The 16,048-nt window shown below is 61.1% G+C and carries 16 protein-coding genes and 1 pseudogene; 4 read left to right on the forward strand and 13 right to left on the reverse strand.

What is annotated here, in order from left to right:
- Nucleotides 1–4 precede the first annotated feature (4 nt).
- From creC to CAG25_RS22320, 3 genes are all read right to left on the reverse strand, one after another.
- Nucleotides 5–1,423 (reverse strand): two-component system sensor histidine kinase CreC, encoded by a 1,419-nt coding sequence (gene creC / locus CAG25_RS22310; protein ID WP_085612972.1) that lies wholly within the window; start codon nt 1,421–1,423, stop codon nt 5–7.
- A complete protein-coding gene (gene creB / locus CAG25_RS22315; protein WP_007959816.1) occupies nt 1,423–2,103 on the reverse strand; it encodes a two-component system response regulator CreB in 681 nt (226 codons plus the stop codon). Before creB ends, creC begins: the two co-directional genes overlap by 1 nt.
- Nucleotides 2,104–2,176: 73 nt before the next feature.
- Nucleotides 2,177–2,680: an ATP-dependent zinc protease gene (locus CAG25_RS22320; protein ID WP_064599935.1), complete on the reverse strand. Its 504-nt coding sequence runs from the start codon at nt 2,678–2,680 to the stop codon at nt 2,177–2,179.
- 175 nt (nt 2,681–2,855) lie between these two features.
- Between CAG25_RS22320 and CAG25_RS22325 the strand changes: the two genes are divergently transcribed.
- A complete protein-coding gene (locus tag CAG25_RS22325) occupies nt 2,856–3,743 on the forward strand; it encodes an acyltransferase (RefSeq protein ID WP_085612973.1) in 888 nt (295 codons plus the stop codon).
- A gap of 1 nt (nt 3,744) precedes the next feature.
- Here CAG25_RS22325 and CAG25_RS22330 read toward each other — a convergent pair whose 3' ends face one another.
- Nucleotides 3,745–4,302: a DUF2780 domain-containing protein gene (locus CAG25_RS22330; protein WP_085612974.1), complete on the reverse strand. Its 558-nt coding sequence runs from the start codon at nt 4,300–4,302 to the stop codon at nt 3,745–3,747.
- A gap of 320 nt (nt 4,303–4,622) precedes the next feature.
- Between CAG25_RS22330 and CAG25_RS22335 the strand changes: the two genes are divergently transcribed.
- Nucleotides 4,623–4,850: a hypothetical protein gene (locus CAG25_RS22335; RefSeq protein ID WP_085612975.1), complete on the forward strand. Its 228-nt coding sequence runs from the start codon at nt 4,623–4,625 to the stop codon at nt 4,848–4,850.
- Nucleotides 4,851–4,886: 36 nt separating this feature from the next.
- On the forward strand, nt 4,887–5,102 hold the full coding sequence (locus CAG25_RS22340) for a cold-shock protein (RefSeq protein ID WP_085612976.1): 216 nt from the start codon (nt 4,887–4,889) through the stop codon (nt 5,100–5,102).
- 74 nt (nt 5,103–5,176) lie between these two features.
- Here CAG25_RS22340 and CAG25_RS22345 read toward each other — a convergent pair.
- Nucleotides 5,177–5,390 (reverse strand): annotated as a pseudogene (locus CAG25_RS22345) (formaldehyde dehydrogenase, glutathione-independent); the annotation flags it as partial.
- Between the two features lie 262 nt (nt 5,391–5,652).
- Between CAG25_RS22345 and CAG25_RS22350 the strand changes: the two are divergent.
- Complete coding sequence (locus CAG25_RS22350; RefSeq protein ID WP_256575406.1) at nt 5,653–6,114, forward strand: hypothetical protein; 462 nt, start codon at nt 5,653–5,655, stop codon at nt 6,112–6,114.
- A 79-nt stretch (nt 6,115–6,193) separates the two neighbouring features.
- Here CAG25_RS22350 and fdhA read toward each other — a convergent pair whose 3' ends face one another.
- The 8 genes from fdhA to CAG25_RS22390 all read right to left on the reverse strand — a co-directional run bounded on the left by fdhA (nt 6,194) and on the right by CAG25_RS22390 (nt 16,029).
- Nucleotides 6,194–7,393 (reverse strand): formaldehyde dehydrogenase, glutathione-independent, encoded by a 1,200-nt coding sequence (fdhA, locus tag CAG25_RS22355; protein ID WP_085612977.1) that lies wholly within the window; start codon nt 7,391–7,393, stop codon nt 6,194–6,196.
- Between the two features lie 204 nt (nt 7,394–7,597).
- Entirely contained in the window at nt 7,598–8,455 is an 858-nt protein-coding gene (purU, locus tag CAG25_RS22360) for a formyltetrahydrofolate deformylase (protein WP_007959808.1), read from the reverse strand.
- Between the two features lie 13 nt (nt 8,456–8,468).
- The gene (locus tag CAG25_RS22365; RefSeq protein WP_064599941.1) at nt 8,469–9,101 is read right to left on the reverse strand and encodes a sarcosine oxidase subunit gamma; all 633 of its coding nucleotides are present in this window, start codon (nt 9,099–9,101) and stop codon (nt 8,469–8,471) included.
- Nucleotides 9,102–9,279: 178 nt separating this feature from the next.
- Complete coding sequence (locus CAG25_RS22370) at nt 9,280–12,297, reverse strand: sarcosine oxidase subunit alpha (protein ID WP_039768017.1); 3,018 nt, start codon at nt 12,295–12,297, stop codon at nt 9,280–9,282.
- Complete coding sequence (locus CAG25_RS22375; protein ID WP_011336273.1) at nt 12,294–12,623, reverse strand: sarcosine oxidase subunit delta; 330 nt, start codon at nt 12,621–12,623, stop codon at nt 12,294–12,296. The genes CAG25_RS22370 and CAG25_RS22375 overlap by 4 nt, the downstream gene beginning before the upstream one ends.
- A 14-nt stretch (nt 12,624–12,637) precedes the next feature.
- Complete coding sequence (locus CAG25_RS22380) at nt 12,638–13,888, reverse strand: sarcosine oxidase subunit beta (protein ID WP_003206307.1); 1,251 nt, start codon at nt 13,886–13,888, stop codon at nt 12,638–12,640.
- 20 nt (nt 13,889–13,908) lie between these two features.
- Nucleotides 13,909–15,162, reverse strand: a complete 1,254-nt coding sequence (gene glyA / locus CAG25_RS22385) for a serine hydroxymethyltransferase (RefSeq protein ID WP_064599942.1) — start codon at nt 15,160–15,162, stop codon at nt 13,909–13,911.
- Nucleotides 15,163–15,318: 156 nt separating this feature from the next.
- Nucleotides 15,319–16,029 carry a TraX family protein gene (locus tag CAG25_RS22390; RefSeq protein WP_085612978.1) on the reverse strand — a complete coding sequence of 237 codons (711 nt, stop codon included), beginning with the start codon at nt 16,027–16,029 and terminating at the stop codon, nt 15,319–15,321.
- Nucleotides 16,030–16,048 lie beyond the last annotated feature (19 nt).

Below are 16,048 nucleotides of genomic sequence, written 5' to 3' on the forward strand. Positions count from 1 at the left end.
CTAATCACGGCAGGTGCAATTGCACCTGCACGCCCCCTGCGAGGTTCTCGATGCGCAGAGAACCACCGTGCAGCTTGATCACCTCCTCGACGAAGTTCAGCCCAAGCCCCGTGCTTTTGCGCCCGCTGTCAGGACGCGGCAATGAATAAAAGCGCTCGGTCAGACGCATCAGCGCGTAATCGGGGATGGGCGCGGCCTCGTTGAACAGGCGAAACACAATCTCGTCGCCAACCCGCTCTGCATCAAATCGCAGCAAGCCCTTGGGTGGCGTGAAATCCAGCGCGTTTTCCAGCAGATTGCCCAAGGCCTGGCGCAGCAGAAACGGCTCGCCGAGCAATGCCAGATCGGCGGGGATGGCCCGTTCGATTCTCAGTTGCCGCCCTTCAATCCGTGCGGCCTGTGCCTGCAAAACTTCATCGACCAACGCCGCGAGCGGTACGGCGACACGTTCTTCCAGGTCCTGACGCTGCTCCACCTGAGCCAGATCGAGCAGGCGCTCGATCAACTGCTGCATCCGGGCACTTTCACTGTCGATGTTGCCGACAAAGCGTAATCGCTGATCCGCCGGCATCTCGCCCTGCAACAACTCGGCGGCACCGCGAATCGCCGCCAGCGGGCTCTTCAATTCATGGGTCAGGGTGTGCACATAACGTTCGACGTAGGCCTTGCCTTCGAGCTGGGTACGCATCTGTTCCACGGCGGTCGCCAACTGCTCCAGCTCGCCGCCGCGATAGTGCGGCACCGCCACCCGACGGCCCTCGCTCACGGCCTGGGCGTACACGGTCAAGCGGTGCAGCGCGCGGCTCAGCCACCACGACAGCACGGCGCCCAGCAGCAGGCCGAGGCCGATCAATCCGGCGCCGTAACCGAGCAAGCGCCGTTCGGTGCGATCGACATAGGGTTGCAGTGAACTGTTGGGTTTGGCCACGGTGACCACTCCGATGATCGCGCCGTTGTCGCGGATCGGCGCACCGACGTGCATCACTGAAGAATTCGGATCATTCGGGTCACTGCGGCTGGAGCGTGCGCCGTATTCGCCGCGCAGGGTCAGGTAGACGTCGTTCCAGCGCGAGTAGTCCTGGCCGACGGCCAGACCGCTGGAGTCCAGCACCACGATGCCCTTGGCGTCAGTGACGTAGATGCGGTGGTTGACCTGGTTTTTCGCCAGGCCCCAGATCGTCGCCTTCGGCTGGCGCTCGCCATAGGCACGGAGCAATTCGGGCCAGCGATTCTGGTTGAGGGTCCCGGCCTTGAAATCGTCCCGCAGGATTTCCGCCATCAGGTTGGCGGTGTCGACCAGGGTTTCTTCGGTGGACTGGCGCACGCCGGGGCGGATTTCTTCCATCACGGTGTTGAGCACGAAATACCCGGTCAGGCCGATAAACAGCACGTACACCAGGAAAATCCGCAGCCCCAGCGACATCAGCTGTGCCCCGGACTGTAGCTGTAGCCGAGGCCGCGATGGGTCTGGATCGGCTCGGCCTCGGCGCGCACCAGACGCAATTTGGCGCGCACGCTTTTGATATGGCTGTCGATGCTGCGCTCGTAACCGGCATCCGCCGCCACCCCCAGCGCATCGAGCAATTGCTCGCGGCTGAACACCCGCTCGGGTTGTTCGAGCAGGCATTGCAACAAACGGAATTCGTGGCGGGTCAGGCTCAGAGGCTGGCCGCGATAGCTGATCTGCACGCGTTCGGGATCGATGCGAAACAGCGCCGAGGACGCTTCGATGACCGGACGTGGCGCCATGCGCTTGAGAATCGCCCGGACCCGCGCCGCCACTTCCCGTGGGCTGAACGGTTTGACCACATAATCATCGGCACCGATTTCCAGGCCCACCACCCGGTCGATCTCGGCGTTGCGCGCGCTGAGGAACAGCACCGGTACCTCGCTGAAGCGACGCAATTGCTTGCAGGTTTCGAAGCCGCTGATGTCCGGCAGGCCGATGTCGAGGATGATCAGATCCGCCGGGGTCTGGCGCTGATGCTCCAGCGCTGCCGCGCCCAGGCTCAGCCAGGTCGTGGTGAAGCCCTCGCCCTGCAAGGCAAAAATCAGCGTGTCGGCAATCGCCGCTTCGTCTTCGACAATCAGGATATGAGGCATGGCGTCCGAGCCTGTGGGTTAAGTGCGCGAACGGTGCCCCAAGCCCGGCGTTACGTCAATGAGACCACTTGTTTCAGCAATCAGGTTTGTCGGCGGTGAAGCGCCGAGCCGGGTTCACCGCCGCGCCGAACTCGCGCAGGGCCTTGGCACCGATCAGCAACGGGTAGTTGAAGTTGCTGCGGTCGGTCAGGTTGACCTCCACGGTACGCTTGACGTCGCCCAGGCACAGCTCCAGATCGACCACCGGGCGCTTGGCCACTTCGGTGCTTTCGCCCTCGTCTTCTTCATCCGAGCGACTCTTGATCTTGCTGATCCGCGCGACCTTGTGTTCGTACACCTTGTTGCTGGCGTCCTTGGTGGCCAAGCGGAAACGCACCCAGTCTTCGCCGTCACGGGTGAAGGTCTCGATGTCCTTGGCCGAGAGCGAGGCGGTCAGCGCGCCGGTGTCCATCTTGGCCTTGAGCACTTCACCGCCGATTTCCGGCAGCGCGATGTATTCGTAACGACCGTACAGGGTCGGTTCGGCGGCGAGCACCGGCAGGGCGACGAGGGAAAGCAGTGCAAGGAGGGATTTCACGTAAGGGGCTTCCTTGGGAAATGGGGGCGTCAGACGCGAGATTTTAGACCGTTGTTCGCATGAACGTTCCCGGCAGGTTATCGCGCCACAGGTGAAACATTCGTCACCGGCGGATTTGGCCTGCCGGCCGAAGCCACTTATCATGGCGCGCCCATCCGTTTTCCAAGAGTTGCTTATGCGCCGCCTGCTCACCGGCTGTCTCGTCACCCTGCTGCTGTTGTCCAACACCCTGGTATTGTTCGGCCCGCTGATGGTGTTCGCCGTGCTCAAGCTGATCCTGCCGGGGCGCTTTCGCGACTATGCCTCGTGGGCGGTGATGTGGATCGCCGAAACCTGGGCGGAAATCGACAAGCTGATCTTCCGCCTGTGCATTCCCACGCAATGGGATATTCGCGGCGGCGAAGACCTGCGCAGCGACACTTCCTACCTGGTGATCAGCAACCATCAGTCCTGGGTCGATATCCCGGCGCTGATCCAGACTCTCAACCGGCGCACGCCGTTCTTCAAGTTCTTCCTCAAGAAAGAGCTGATCTGGGTGCCGTTCCTGGGCCTGGCCTGGTGGGCGCTGGATTACCCGTTCATGAAGCGCTACACCAAGGCGTTCCTGGCGAAGAACCCGGAGCTGGCCGGCAAGGATCTGGAAATCACCAAGGCCGCCTGCGAGCTGTTCAAGCGCCAGCCGGTGACGGTGGTGAATTATCTGGAAGGTACGCGTTACACCGCTGCGAAAAGCACTCAGCAGCAGTCACCGTTCAGCCACCTGCTCAAGCCCAAGGCCGGCGGCGTGGCGTTCGTACTGGCGGCAATGGGCGAACAGCTGGACGCGATTCTCGATGTGACCGTGGTTTATCCACAGCAGAAGATTCCGGGGTTCTGGGACCTGATCAGCGGCAACGTGCCACGCGTGATCGTCGACATCCAGACCCGCGAACTGGACCCGACCCTGTGGCAGGGCGATTACGAAAACGATCCGGCGTTTCGCGAGAAGGTCCAGAACTGGGTCAACCAGCTCTGGACCCTCAAGGATCAGCGCATCGCCGAACTCAAGGGCGAGCGCCGCTGAGTCAACCGTTGGTGCCGGTGCCCCAGATGCTGCCCAGGCTTTGCAGCAGCGAACCGCCGACACCCTGCTGACCGAGGTATTGCAATAGGATCGGGGCAAACTGGCCGACCATCCCGCTGTCCATGCCCAACGCACCGAAGGCGTTGTTCAGGTCATTGGTGTCCTTGACGTTGCCCAGCGCATTTTCCAGCCCGGCGGACTTGCCGGACGAGCCGAGCAAGCCGCTCAACGCCGCCAGATTGCCGCTGCCGCCCGACAGTTTGTCGATGCCCGGCACTTCCTTGGCCAGCTCGGAATAATCCGTGTTGCTGAGCTGGTTTTTCGCCAACCCCAGCATGGCACTGGTGCCGCCGACCGCTTGCTGCGGCGTGACGTTCAGCGCGCTCAGGGCACTCAACAGACCGGCGGTTTCCGACGTCGGCGCCGCAGCGGCAGCCTTGTCCCCACCCTGCATGCCCGATACCGCACCGGCCACGTCACTCAAACTGAAACCGGCAAACACCGGCCCTGCCGCCAGGGTCAGGAGCGATGCCAGGGCAAAACCGCGTGAAATCTTCATTCAGACATCCTCTTGTGGCGTGAAGACCGCTTGGATACAGGCGATCAAACTGCCGGTTTGACCGAGCAGGCGGCAGCATGTTCCGGCGTGCACTGGATATTCACATCCTGTTTGTGAAGGAAGCGTGAGGCATGGTTACCCACTTCTGCAATCCGTTATTTCTCCCCTTTATAAAAAGTAATTATTTGATGCCGAAGGGATTTAAAAACCTGTCAGATATGACAGTTAACAGCTCCTCGGGACTGGAATACATTGGTGTTGCATTAATGAATCGGAACAGTGAAGGGCAGGCGCCAGCCATTTAAATGGGAGATACGGCGATGGAAAAGCAATGCGTACAGCGCAATGAACTGCTTGATCCGGGCATCCCGTCGATCATCTTCTGCATCAGTCCGGACGATCCGATCATCAAACACATCAAAGCGGGGCAGAAGGTGACTTATGACCTTGTGCGTGGTGATAACGGCCAGTTTTATGCAGTCGACATCAGACTGGCTCAAGAAGAGGAAATACCCAATCCCATCCAAGCTTCTGCTTTTTTACTGTGAAGTTTTAACCAATCAATAGAAACAGGAAGCACGAACATGGCAGGCGAAAGAGAGCCGGGTATAGTCAAATGGTTCAATGATGAAAAAGGATTTGGCTTCATAACCCCAGAAGGTGGAGGCGATGACCTTTTTGTTCATCACAAAGCCATTGATATAGATGGATTCAGAACTTTGAAAGAAGGACAGAAAGTCACTTTCATCGCTGAAAAAGGGCAGAAAGGAATGCAGGCGGCACATGTGAAACCCGAATAAGGTATTTGCCGCACCGCCCCCTTGTCTATCAAAAAAAACGGCGCTCAAGAGCGCCGTTTTTCATTTGGATATGTTTACGCCGCACTAAACAACTTGTGCGTATCAATCACAAACTTCTTCGGCACGCCTGCATCGAACTCGCCGTAACCTTCCGGCGCCTGGTCGAGGCTGATGACCTGCACGCCCACCACTTCGGCAATGTTGATGCGGTCCCACATGATTGCCTGCATCAGTTGGCGGTTGTACTTCATTACCAGTGGTCTGCCCCGTGTGGAAGCTGTGGGACTGGTCCAGGATTGCCTGCGCCGCCCGACCAGGAAAGATGCCAGGGCAAAACCGCGTGAAATCTTCATTCGGACATCCTCTTGTGGCGTGAAGACCGCCCGGATACAGACGATCAAACAGCCGGTTTGACCGGGGGGACTTCCTGCATGTTCCAGACTGCAAAGATCATTTTCCGTCTATAAACATTCAGCTAGCCGTGCGCTTAGATCAGTAACCTCTGAATTATGAAGCAACTATTTCAAATAGAACTTAAAGACTGACATATATGACAGTTGTCGCGAAAACAACGGACAGAGAGTATGGCTACTCCAATAACCGTGTCGGAGTACAACTGATGTTAAAAAAACCATTTGCTGCCGCGCTGCTGAGTATCGCCCTCGCAAGCACCGCTTATGCTGATTGCCCGAACGCCACTTCGATTACAAAAAAGTCCAACGGCGATTTCGTTGTGACTACCCCGGAGGGTACGTTTCCGGTGACGGTCGATCCAGCCACCGCCTCTCAGTTTGATGTTCAAAAAATGTTTTTTACAGCAGCCCGTCTCAAGGACAAAGAGCAAGCCACTGCCAGAGCAGCCTGCCAGTACGAGGATGGAAAGAAACCTTCACTGCTCGGAGCGTCATTGGTCATCAAGACCGGGAACCCGATCCAACCAGCTGGCTCGAACTGGCAGGGTGATGATTGCGTGACCAAAGACAGCGACGTGACGAAGTGCGCGTTCAAGTGATGTGAAAATTATTTACCGCAATGAATCTATACAACGGGAAAGGGCAACCCGACGGGCTGCCCTTTTTCATCTGCGCAACTTACGCCGCACTGAACAACTTATGCGGATCAATCACAAACTTCTTCGGCACACCCGCATCGAACTCGCCGTAACCTTCCGGCGCCTGGTCGAGGCTGATGACCTGCACGCCCACCACTTCGGCGATGTTGATGCGGTCCCACATGATCGCCTGCATCAGTTGGCGGTTGTACTTCATCACCGGGGTCTGGCCGGTGTGGAAGCTGTGGGATTTGGCCCAGCCCAGACCAAAGCGGATGCTCAGGCTGCCCATTTTCGCGGCAGCGTCCACAGCACCCGGATCTTCGGTCACGTACAGGCCCGGAATACCGATCTTGCCAGCTACGCGCACCACGCCCATCAGCGAGTTGAGCACAGTGGCCGGGGCTTCGGATTTGACGCCGTCGTGACCATGACCACGGGCTTCGAAGCCGACGCAGTCCACCGCGCAATCCACTTCAGGCTCGCCCAGCAGCGCGGCGATCTGTTCGTGCAGCGGGGTGTCTTTCGACAGGTCGACGATTTCAAAACCCTGAGCCTTGGCGTGGGCCAGGCGGACGGTGTTGACGTCGCCGACGATCACCACCGCAGCGCCGAGCAAACGGGCGGAGGCGGCAGCGGCGAGGCCGACCGGGCCTGCGCCCGCGATGTAAACGGTGCTGCCCGGACCGACGCCCGCGGTAACGGCGCCGTGGTAACCGGTCGGCAGAATGTCGGAGAGGCAGGTCAGGTCACGGATTTTCTCCATGGCCTTGTCGCGGTCCGGCAGTTTCAGCAGGTTGAAGTCGGCATACGGCACCAGCACGTATTCGGCCTGGCCGCCGGTCCAGTCGCCCATGTCGACGTAACCGTAGGCACCGCCGGCGCGGGCCGGGTTGACGGTCAGGCAGACGCCGGTGTGTTGCTCCTTGCAGGAGCGGCAGCGCCCGCAAGCCACGTTGAACGGAACGGAGACCAGATCGCCGATTTTCAGGCTTTCGACGTCGCTGCCCTTCTCGATCACTTCACCGGTGATCTCGTGTCCCAGCACCAGACCGACCTGAGCGGTGGTACGGCCGCGCACCATGTGCTGGTCGGAGCCGCAAATGTTGGTTGAAACCACACGCAGGATGACACCGTGCTCGATCTTCCTGCCGCGCGGATCCTGCATTTTCGGATAGTCGATTTTCTGTACTTCGACCTTGCCAGCGCCGAGATACACCACACCACGATTGCCAGACATGCTTTCACCTCGCTGTTGTTTTTATGGAACCGCGCCGCCCAGGCAGGCAGCGCGTAAATGCTCGGGTTATTGCTTGTTGGTTTTGCGTTGTCAGTTATGACCCCTTCGCGGGCAAGCCCGCTCCCACATTGGCTCTCTTGGGTGCATGCCATCTTGCTCACACCAAAAATCCCGTGTGGGAGCGAGCCTGCTCGCGATGGCGATCTAAAGAACGACGGTTCTGTTGGCGTTCAAAAAAACCCTTCTTTCAATGTGATACCCAACAGCCCGGGCCAGGGTCAGGCCTTCGATGTCGCGGCCCTTGGCGATCAGGTCTTCGGGGTAATGACTGTGATCCACCGCCTCGACGCCCTGGGCGATGATTGGCCCCTCGTCGAGGTCATTGTTGATGTAGTGCGCGGTTGCGCCCACCAGCTTCACGCCCTTGTTGTAGGCCTGGTGATACGGCTTGGCACCCTTGAAGCCCGGCAGCAGCGAGTGGTGAATGTTGATCGCCTTGCCATCGAGCTTGCGGCACAGCTCCGGCGACAGCACCTGCATGTAACGGGCGAGGATCACCAGTTCGGCGCCGGCCTCCTCGATCACCTGCCACACCTGCCGCTCCTGGGCCGGTTTGTCGTTGGGATCGAGGGGGAAATGGTAGTAGGGAATCTGGTGCCAGTCGGCCAGCGGCTTGAGGTCCGGGTGGTTCGACACCACCGCCGCCACGTCCATCGACAACTGGCCGATGCGCTGGCGGTAGAGCAAGTCGTTGAGGCAGTGATCGGCCTTGGAGACCATGATCACCACTTTTGGCCGGTAGTTCGGCGCAGTCAGCTCGAAGATCATGCCGAACGCCTGACCGCGTTCGGCGAGGCCGGCGCGGAAGGATTGCTCGTCGAAACCGTCGGGCTGACGGAACTCCACCCGAATGAAGAACCGGCCCGAGAGCCGATCATCGAACGAATGGTGTTCAGTGACATAACAGCCCTGCTCGAACAGAAAACGCGTCACCGCGTCCACGGTGCCGAGAACGCTGGGGCAGTCGGCGGTCAGAATCCATGTATCCGGGGCGCGGCTCATCGTTTTCTCCTGATCAGGCCTGAACGCTCAGGCCGTATTCGGCGGACGCATCCTGCAACCACAACCACCAGTAATCCGAGAAGCTGCGACGGATCAGCAGTTCCCAGGTGTCTTCGGCGGTGTGGCGGATCATCAGCTGCGACTTGGCGAACACCGTGCCGACCGCCTTGCCGACCGGGAAGTTGTTCGGGTGCACGTCGTAGCTGGTGGATTTCATCAGCACCTGACGCACGTTCGGGCCGCTCAATTCGAGCACTTGCTGGCCGCCGCTGACGTTGACGATGGCGATGTGCAGATCGCCCAGCGCTTCGCGCAGTTTCTGCTCGGCGGCGAACTCTTCACCGCTCGGCACGATCAGCAGCCACTCATCCGGTCCCATCCATTGCAGGCTGGTTTCGCCTTTGACGATGACGCTCAGGGCGCCCGGCAACTCGATGCCCAGGGCCTTGTGCACGCCGGCAGCGAACGCGGCATCGTGGCCGTCGCCACGAATGGTCAGGTGACCGAGGAGTTTTTTCTCGCGCACGGTCACACCGGCGGTCTTGCGGCCCTTGCCGACCAGGCTGGCGAGGTCGGCGTGGTGCAGCGACGACTCGGCCTTGGCCCCGGTGGTCGGGCGTTGTTGGTAAACGTTGGCTGCGGTCATAAAACACCTTCCTGAATTCTGTTGATTACGGCCCTTGTGGTGGCTGTACCGCCGCCTTCGCGAGCAAGGCGAACGTCGCACCGCCGCTCCCACATTCGACCGCATTCCCCTGTGGGAGCGGGCTTGCTCGCGAATGGGCCGACTCGGTGTCATTGCCCACTCACAAGTCCTGAAGCCACTAGATGTTCTGGCGATCGCCTTTCGGATCGAAGAACACCGAAGAAACGATTTCCGCCTCGATCACGCTGCCATCCGCCAGCGGTGCGAACACCCGCTCGCCCATGCGCTTGAGACCGCCCTTCACCACGCCCATGGCAAACGAATAGCCGAGGGAGTTGTGCGCGTAACTGGAGGTCACGTGGCCGACCATGGTCATCGGGATCGACTGCTTGGTGTTGAACACCAGCTGTGCACCTTCCGGCAGCCAGACGTTCGGATCGATCGGCTTCAGGCCCACCAGCTGTTTACGCTGGTCACGCACGCAGTCTTCACGGTTCATGCCGCGCTGGCCGATCCACGAGAACGGTTTGGTGCGGCCGACGCACCAGCCCATGTTCAGGTCGTCCGGGGTCATCGAGCCGTCGGTGTCCTGGCCGACGATGATGAAGCCCTTCTCGGCCCGCAGAACGTGCATGGTCTCGGTGCCGTACGGCGTCAGGTTGTACTGTTTGCCCGCCTCGACGATTTTTTCCAGCACGCCCATCGCGTAATCGGCCTGAACGTTGACTTCGTACGACAGCTCACCGGTAAACGAGATACGGAACACCCGCGCCGGCACACCGCCGACCAGACCTTCTTTCCAGGTCATGAACGGAAACGCTTCGTTGGCCAGGTCGATGTCGGTCACGGCGCTGAGCAGCTTGCGGCTGTTCGGGCCGGACAGGGTCATGGTCGCCCAGTGGTCGGTGACGGAGGTGAAGTAGACCTTCATCTCTGGCCATTCGGTCTGGTGGTACAGCTCCAGCCACTGCAGGACGCGAGCCGCGCCGCCGGTGGTGGTGGTCATGACGAAATGGTTGTCGGCCAGACACGCCGTCACCCCGTCGTCGAAGACCATGCCGTCTTCCTTGCACATCAGGCCGTAACGGGCCTTGCCCACGTCGAGCTTGGTCCAGGCGTTGGTGTACACGCGGTTGAGGAACTCGCGGGCGTCCGGGCCCTGGATGTCGATCTTGCCCAGGGTCGAAGCGTCCAGCAGACCGACGCTGTCACGCACAGCCTTGCATTCGCGTTTGACGGCCGCATGCATGTCTTCGCCGTTTTTCGGGAAGTACCAAGGACGTTTCCACTGGCCGACGTCTTCGAACTCGGCGCCGTTTTTCAGGTGCCATTGATGCAGTGCGGTGTAACGCACAGGTTCAAAGATGTGCCCGCAGTGACGGCCGGCTACCGCGCCAAACGTCACCGGCGTGTAGTTCGGACGGAACATCGTGGTGCCCATCTGCGGGATGGTCACGTTCAGCGAGCGGGCGGCAATCGCCAGGCCGTTGACGTTGCCGAGCTTGCCCTGATCGGTGCCGAAGCCCAGCGCCGTGTAGCGTTTGACGTGCTCGACCGACTCGAAACCTTCGCGGGTCGCCAGTTCGATGGCGGCGGCGGTCACGTCGTTCTGCAGGTCGACGAATTGCTTCGGTGCCCGCGAAGTGCCCTTCTCGTGCGGCACCTGGAACAGCGCCAGGGTTGGTTCTTCGAGACGGCTCAGGGCTTTCGGCAACACGGCTTCAACGGCCTGGAAACCGGCTTCGGACGCAGCGCGCACGCCGCCTTCAAAACCGTCAGCCAGAGAATCGCCGAGGCCGTAGACACCATTGATGCCACCGACGCACACACGTTTCTGCGGTGCTTCGCCCGGTACGAAACCGAGGATGTCTTCGCGCCAGATCGGCTTGCCGCCCAGGTGCGACGCCAGGTGAACCACCGGGCTGTAACCGCCGGAGCTGGCGATCAGGTCGCAGTCGAGCCATTCGCCCGGGCTGGTGACCTTGTGGCCTTTGACATCGATCGCCGCCACGCGGGCAGCGGTCACGTGCTTGCTGCCACGGGCTTCGATCACGGCGCTGCCGGTGAGGATGCGAATGCCTTTGGCCCGCGCCTCTTCAACCAGTGCGCCACGCGGATTGCTGCGGGCGTCGGCGATGGCGACCACTTGCAGGCTGGCATCGAGCCAATCCAGCGCCACGCGGTAGGCGTGATCGTTGTTGGTCGACAGCACCAGTTTTTTGCCCGGAGCCACGCCGTAACGGCGCACGTAAGTCGACACCGCGCCGGCGAGCATGTTGCCCGGCACATCGTTGTTGCCGTAGACCAGCGGACGCTCGTGAGCGCCGGTCGCCAGCACCACACGCTTGGCGCGGACGCGGTGGATGCGCTGACGCACCTGGCCGATCGGCGCGCGGTCACCGAGGTGATCGGTGAGGCGTTCATGAATGGTCAGGAAGTTGTGGTCGTGGTAGCCGTTGACCGTGGCGCGCGGCAACAGCAGCACGTCCGGAGTACTCTTCAATTCCGCGATGACGCCGGCCACCCATTCCATCGCCGGTTTGCCGTCGAGGCTTTCGCGGGAATCGAGCAGGCTGCCGCCAAACTCTTCCTGCTCATCGGCGATGATCACTCGCGCACCGCTGCGCGCAGCCGCCAGTGCAGCGGCCAGACCGGCCGGGCCGGCGCCGACGATCAGCACGTCGCAGTGCTGGTTCATGTAGTCGTAGGTGTCCGGATCGACTTCGGTCGGCGAACGACCAAGACCTGCGGCCTTGCGAATGTATTTCTCGTAAGTCATCCAGAACGATTGCGGGTACATGAAGGTTTTGTAGTAGAAACCCGGCGGCATCAGCTTGCCGCCGACCTTGCCAAGAATCCCCATCATGTCGTTGTTGACGCTCGGCCAGCCGTTGGTGCTGGTGGCGACCAGGCCCTGGTACAACGCCTGTTGCGTGGCGCGCACGTTAGGGATCTGGGTGGCTTCGGTAGCACCGATCTGCAGCACAGCGTTCGGCTCTTCGGCACCGGCGGCAAAGATGCCGCGCGGACGCGAATACTTGAAGCTGCGGCCAATGATGTCGACGCCGTTGGCCAGCAGGGCGGCGGCCAGCGAGTCGCCTTCAAAACCTTTGTAGGTCTGGCCGTTGAAGGTGAAGCTCAGCACTTTGTTGCGGTCGATCCGTCCACCGTTGGACAGGCGATTGGTCTGGCTCATACCTTCTCTCCCAGCGCCGTCGTGGCTGTTTTCGCAGTGTCAGCCTTGTCGGTGAATTGCGGCTTGGTGCCGATCTTGTAGGTTTCGAGAATTTCGTAGGTCACGGTGTCGCGGGTGACGTTGAAGTACTGGCGGCAACCGGCGACGTGATCCCACAACTCGTGGTGCAGACCGCGCGGGTTGTCGCGGAAGAACATGTAATCGCCCCACTCCTCGTCGGTGCAGCTGTTCGGATCCAGGGGACGCGGGATATGCGCCTGACCGGATGCATGGAATTCCTCTTCGGAGCGCAGTTCGCCGCAGTGAGGACAGAAGATATGCAACATGGGGATTTCTCCTGTTAGTGGGCGACAGCCGCAGCGCCGTGTTCGTCGATCAACGCACCGTTGTGGAAACGGTCGATGGAGAAAGGTGCGGCCAGCGGGTGCATTTCACCCTTGGCCAGGCTTGCGGCAAACACGTTGCCCGAGCCAGGTGTGGCCTTGAAGCCACCGGTGCCCCAACCGCAGTTGAAGAACATGTTCGGGACCGGGGTTTTCGAAATGATCGGGCAGGCGTCCGGCGTGGTGTCGACGATGCCGCCCCACTGACGGTTCATGCGCACCCGCGACAGCACCGGGAACATCTCGACGATGGCCTGGATGGTGTGCTCGATCACCGGGTACGAACCGCGCTGGCCGTAGCCGTTGTAGCCGTCGATACCGGCGCCGATCACCAGGTCGCCCTTGTCGGACTGGCTGATGTAACCGTGCACGGCGTTGGACATGATCACGCTGTCGATGATCGGTTTGATCGGCTCGGACACCAGTGCCTGCAACGGGTGGGACTCGATCGGCAGACGGAAACCGGCGAGCTTGGCCATGTGCCCGGAGTTACCGGCGGTGACCACGCCGACGCGCTTGGCGCCGATGAAGCCCTTGTTGGTTTCAACACCGATGCACACGCCGTTTTCCTTGCGGAAACCGATCACTTCGGTCTGCTGGATCAAGTCCACGCCGAGGGCGTCGGCGGCACGGGCAAAGCCCCAGGCCACGGCATCGTGACGGGCCACGCCGCCGCGACGCTGAACGGTCGCGCCCATCACCGGGTAGCGGGTGTTTTTCGAGCAGTCGAGGTACGGAATTTCGTCCGCGACCTGCTTGGCGTTGAGCAGTTCGCCGTCGACGCCGTTGAGGCGGTTGGCGCTGACCCGACGCTCGGAATCACGGATGTCCTGCAGCGTGTGGCACAGGTTGTAGACGCCGCGCTGGGAGAACATCACGTTGTAGTTCAGGTCCTGAGACAGGCCTTCCCACAGTTTCATCGCGTGTTCGTACAGGTGCGCCGACTCGTCCCACAGGTAGTTGGAGCGAACGATGGTGGTGTTGCGCGCGGTGTTACCGCCGCCCAGCCAGCCCTTCTCGACCACGGCCACGTTGGTGATGCCGTGCTCTTTCGCCAGATAGTAGGCCGTCGCCAGACCGTGCCCGCCGCCGCCGACGATGACCACGTCGTAGACCTTTTTCGGGGTCGGCGTGCGCCACATGCGCTGCCAGTTTTCATGGTGGCTGAGGGAGTGTTTGAAGAGGCCGAAGCCCGAATAGCGTTGCATAGTCATGTACTCCAGAACGCTCAGCGATAAACCGGGAAGTCAGCGCACAGGGCCGAAACCTGCTGGGCGACGTTGGCCTCGACATCGGCATCGCCGAGGTTGTCGAGGATGTCGCAGATCCAGCCGGCCAGCGTCACGCACTGGGTCACCTTGAAGCCGCGAGTGGTCACCGCCGGGGTACCGATGCGCAGGCCGGAGGTCACGAACGGCGACTGCGGGTCGTTCGGTACGGCGTTCTTGTTGACGGTGATGTGCGCGCGACCGAGGGCGGCGTCGGCGTCCTTACCGGTGAGGCCCTGACGGATCAGGCTGACCAGGAACAGGTGGTTGTCGGTGCCGCCGGACACTACATCGTAGCCACGTTTGATAAATACGCTCGCCATCGCCTGGGCGTTGTCGATCACTTGTTGCTGATAGGCCTTGAAGCCTGGCTCCAGCGCTTCTTTGAAGCACACGGCTTTACCGGCGATGACGTGCATCAACGGGCCGCCCTGGGCGCCGGGGAATACCGCCGCGTTGAGCTTCTTCTCGATTTCTTCGTTGGACTTGGCCAGGATCAGGCCGCCACGCGGACCGCGCAGGGTCTTGTGAGTCGTGGTGGTGACCACGTCGGCGTACGGCAGCGGGTTCGGGTACAGACCGGCAGCCACCAGACCGGCGACGTGGGCCATGTCGACGAACAGCAGCGCACCGACCTTGTCGGCGATCTGACGGAAGCGCGGGAAGTCGAGGGTTTTCGAGTAGGCCGAGAAACCGGCGACGATCATTTTCGGTTTGCACTCGACGGCCAGACGCTCGACTTCGTCGTAATCGATCAGACCGGTCTTGGTGTCGATGCCGTACTGCACGGCGTTGTACAGCTTGCCCGAGGACGAGACCTTGGCGCCGTGGGTCAGGTGACCGCCGTGGGCCAGGCTCATGCCGAGAATGGTGTCGCCCGCTTGCAGCAGCGCCAGGTACACGGCGCTGTTGGCCGAGGAACCGGAGTGCGGCTGGACGTTGGCGTAATCGGCGCCGAACAGTTGCTTGGCGCGTTCGATGGCCAGGGCTTCGACCTTGTCGACGTGCTCGCAGCCACCGTAGTAGCGCTTGCCCGGATAGCCTTCGGCGTATTTGTTGGTCAGGCCGCTGCCTTGCGCTTGCATCACGCGTTTGCTGGTGTAGTTCTCCGACGCGATCAGCTCGATGTGATCTTCCTGACGTTGCTCCTCGGCATTCATCGCCGCCAGCAGTGCATCGTCGTAACCCTGGATCTGGTCTTGCTTGCTGAACATCGCGTCTCTCCCAGCGGCATCTGTGCGCCATTCGTCTCGGTAAGGCACGGCGTTCAGCCAATGCCCTTTGATGCGATGGTATGGCCGGCGCAGGGAGGTCAAATGCCTACGGACGCCACGCAAAGGTGCGTTTACGACATGGCGGCGGCGACGGACTCAAACAAGCAGCTGGCGCAAGGCCAGAAGAACCATGAAATGCGCGGGATAGAGCGCATACGCCCAGCGCCGCATGGGTGGCGCGTGGAGGCAAGTGGCGTGTCGCAACAGGAACATTCCGAGCAGTGGCGCGATCAGGCAGGTCGCAATCCCGAGGATGGCGACGAAGTTGCCGAACTGCGCGGATTCGTAGAGCACCCGCCATTGATTAGCGGCCAGACACAGCAGGCCCGGCAACAGGCTGAAAAACCAGGGTTTGCGAAACACCAGCAACATCGCCAGCGGCAGCAGGACACCGAACAAACCGAACATCAGTCGCTCCGGGAACAGCGCGGCCACCAGCAAAGCACTGACGCCCAGCAGTCGCGAAATCAGCGCTCGATCCTGCCAGCCCCGCGCCACCAGCAGGCCCAGCGCCAGCGTCGGCATCACGTTCAACGTGTCGGGCTCTGGAATGTACAAACGGTAGGGAATCTCGCTGAGCAGACTGAACAGCAACAACCAGCCCAGATAACGCCATTCGGTCTTGCGCGCGCCGTCCCGTGCCAGGTTCGCCGCCATCGCCAGACAGAACCACGGGAAGGCCAGCCGTCCCGGCCCATACAGCCAATCGGCGCTGATCCCGACATATCGCAGGTGATCGAGCAGCATGCTCAGCAACGCCAGCCACTTGAGCAGATCGAGTGCGCCGTCACGCTGGCTCAGGTGCATAATCGGCTCGCATCCCTGT

Source organism: Pseudomonas sp. B16(2017) (assembly GCF_002113205.1).
Classification (GTDB): domain Bacteria; phylum Pseudomonadota; class Gammaproteobacteria; order Pseudomonadales; family Pseudomonadaceae; genus Aquipseudomonas; species Aquipseudomonas pharyngis.

Coding starts and splice junctions, on each gene's coding strand:
- CAG25_RS22365 (WP_064599941.1), bottom strand. CDS start 9,101: ATGACCGCAGCCAACGTTTACCAACAACGCCCGACCACCGGGGCCAAG.
- creB (WP_007959816.1), bottom strand. CDS start 2,103: ATGCCTCATATCCTGATTGTCGAAGACGAAGCGGCGATTGCCGACACG.
- CAG25_RS22330 (WP_085612974.1), bottom strand. CDS start 4,302: ATGAAGATTTCACGCGGTTTTGCCCTGGCATCGCTCCTGACCCTGGCG.
- CAG25_RS22390 (WP_085612978.1), bottom strand. CDS start 16,029: ATGCACCTGAGCCAGCGTGACGGCGCACTCGATCTGCTCAAGTGGCTG.
- creC (WP_085612972.1), bottom strand. CDS start 1,423: ATGTCGCTGGGGCTGCGGATTTTCCTGGTGTACGTGCTGTTTATCGGC.
- CAG25_RS22370 (WP_039768017.1), bottom strand. CDS start 12,297: ATGAGCCAGACCAATCGCCTGTCCAACGGTGGACGGATCGACCGCAAC.
- CAG25_RS22380 (WP_003206307.1), bottom strand. CDS start 13,888: ATGCAACGCTATTCGGGCTTCGGCCTCTTCAAACACTCCCTCAGCCAC.
- CAG25_RS22340 (WP_085612976.1), top strand. CDS start 4,887: ATGGCAGGCGAAAGAGAGCCGGGTATAGTCAAATGGTTCAATGATGAA.
- purU (WP_007959808.1), bottom strand. CDS start 8,455: ATGAGCCGCGCCCCGGATACATGGATTCTGACCGCCGACTGCCCCAGC.
- glyA (WP_064599942.1), bottom strand. CDS start 15,162: ATGTTCAGCAAGCAAGACCAGATCCAGGGTTACGACGATGCACTGCTG.
- fdhA (WP_085612977.1), bottom strand. CDS start 7,393: ATGTCTGGCAATCGTGGTGTGGTGTATCTCGGCGCTGGCAAGGTCGAA.
- CAG25_RS22325 (WP_085612973.1), top strand. CDS start 2,856: ATGCGCCGCCTGCTCACCGGCTGTCTCGTCACCCTGCTGCTGTTGTCC.
- CAG25_RS22350 (WP_256575406.1), top strand. CDS start 5,653: ATGACAGTTGTCGCGAAAACAACGGACAGAGAGTATGGCTACTCCAAT.
- CAG25_RS22375 (WP_011336273.1), bottom strand. CDS start 12,623: ATGTTGCATATCTTCTGTCCTCACTGCGGCGAACTGCGCTCCGAAGAG.
- CAG25_RS22335 (WP_085612975.1), top strand. CDS start 4,623: ATGGAAAAGCAATGCGTACAGCGCAATGAACTGCTTGATCCGGGCATC.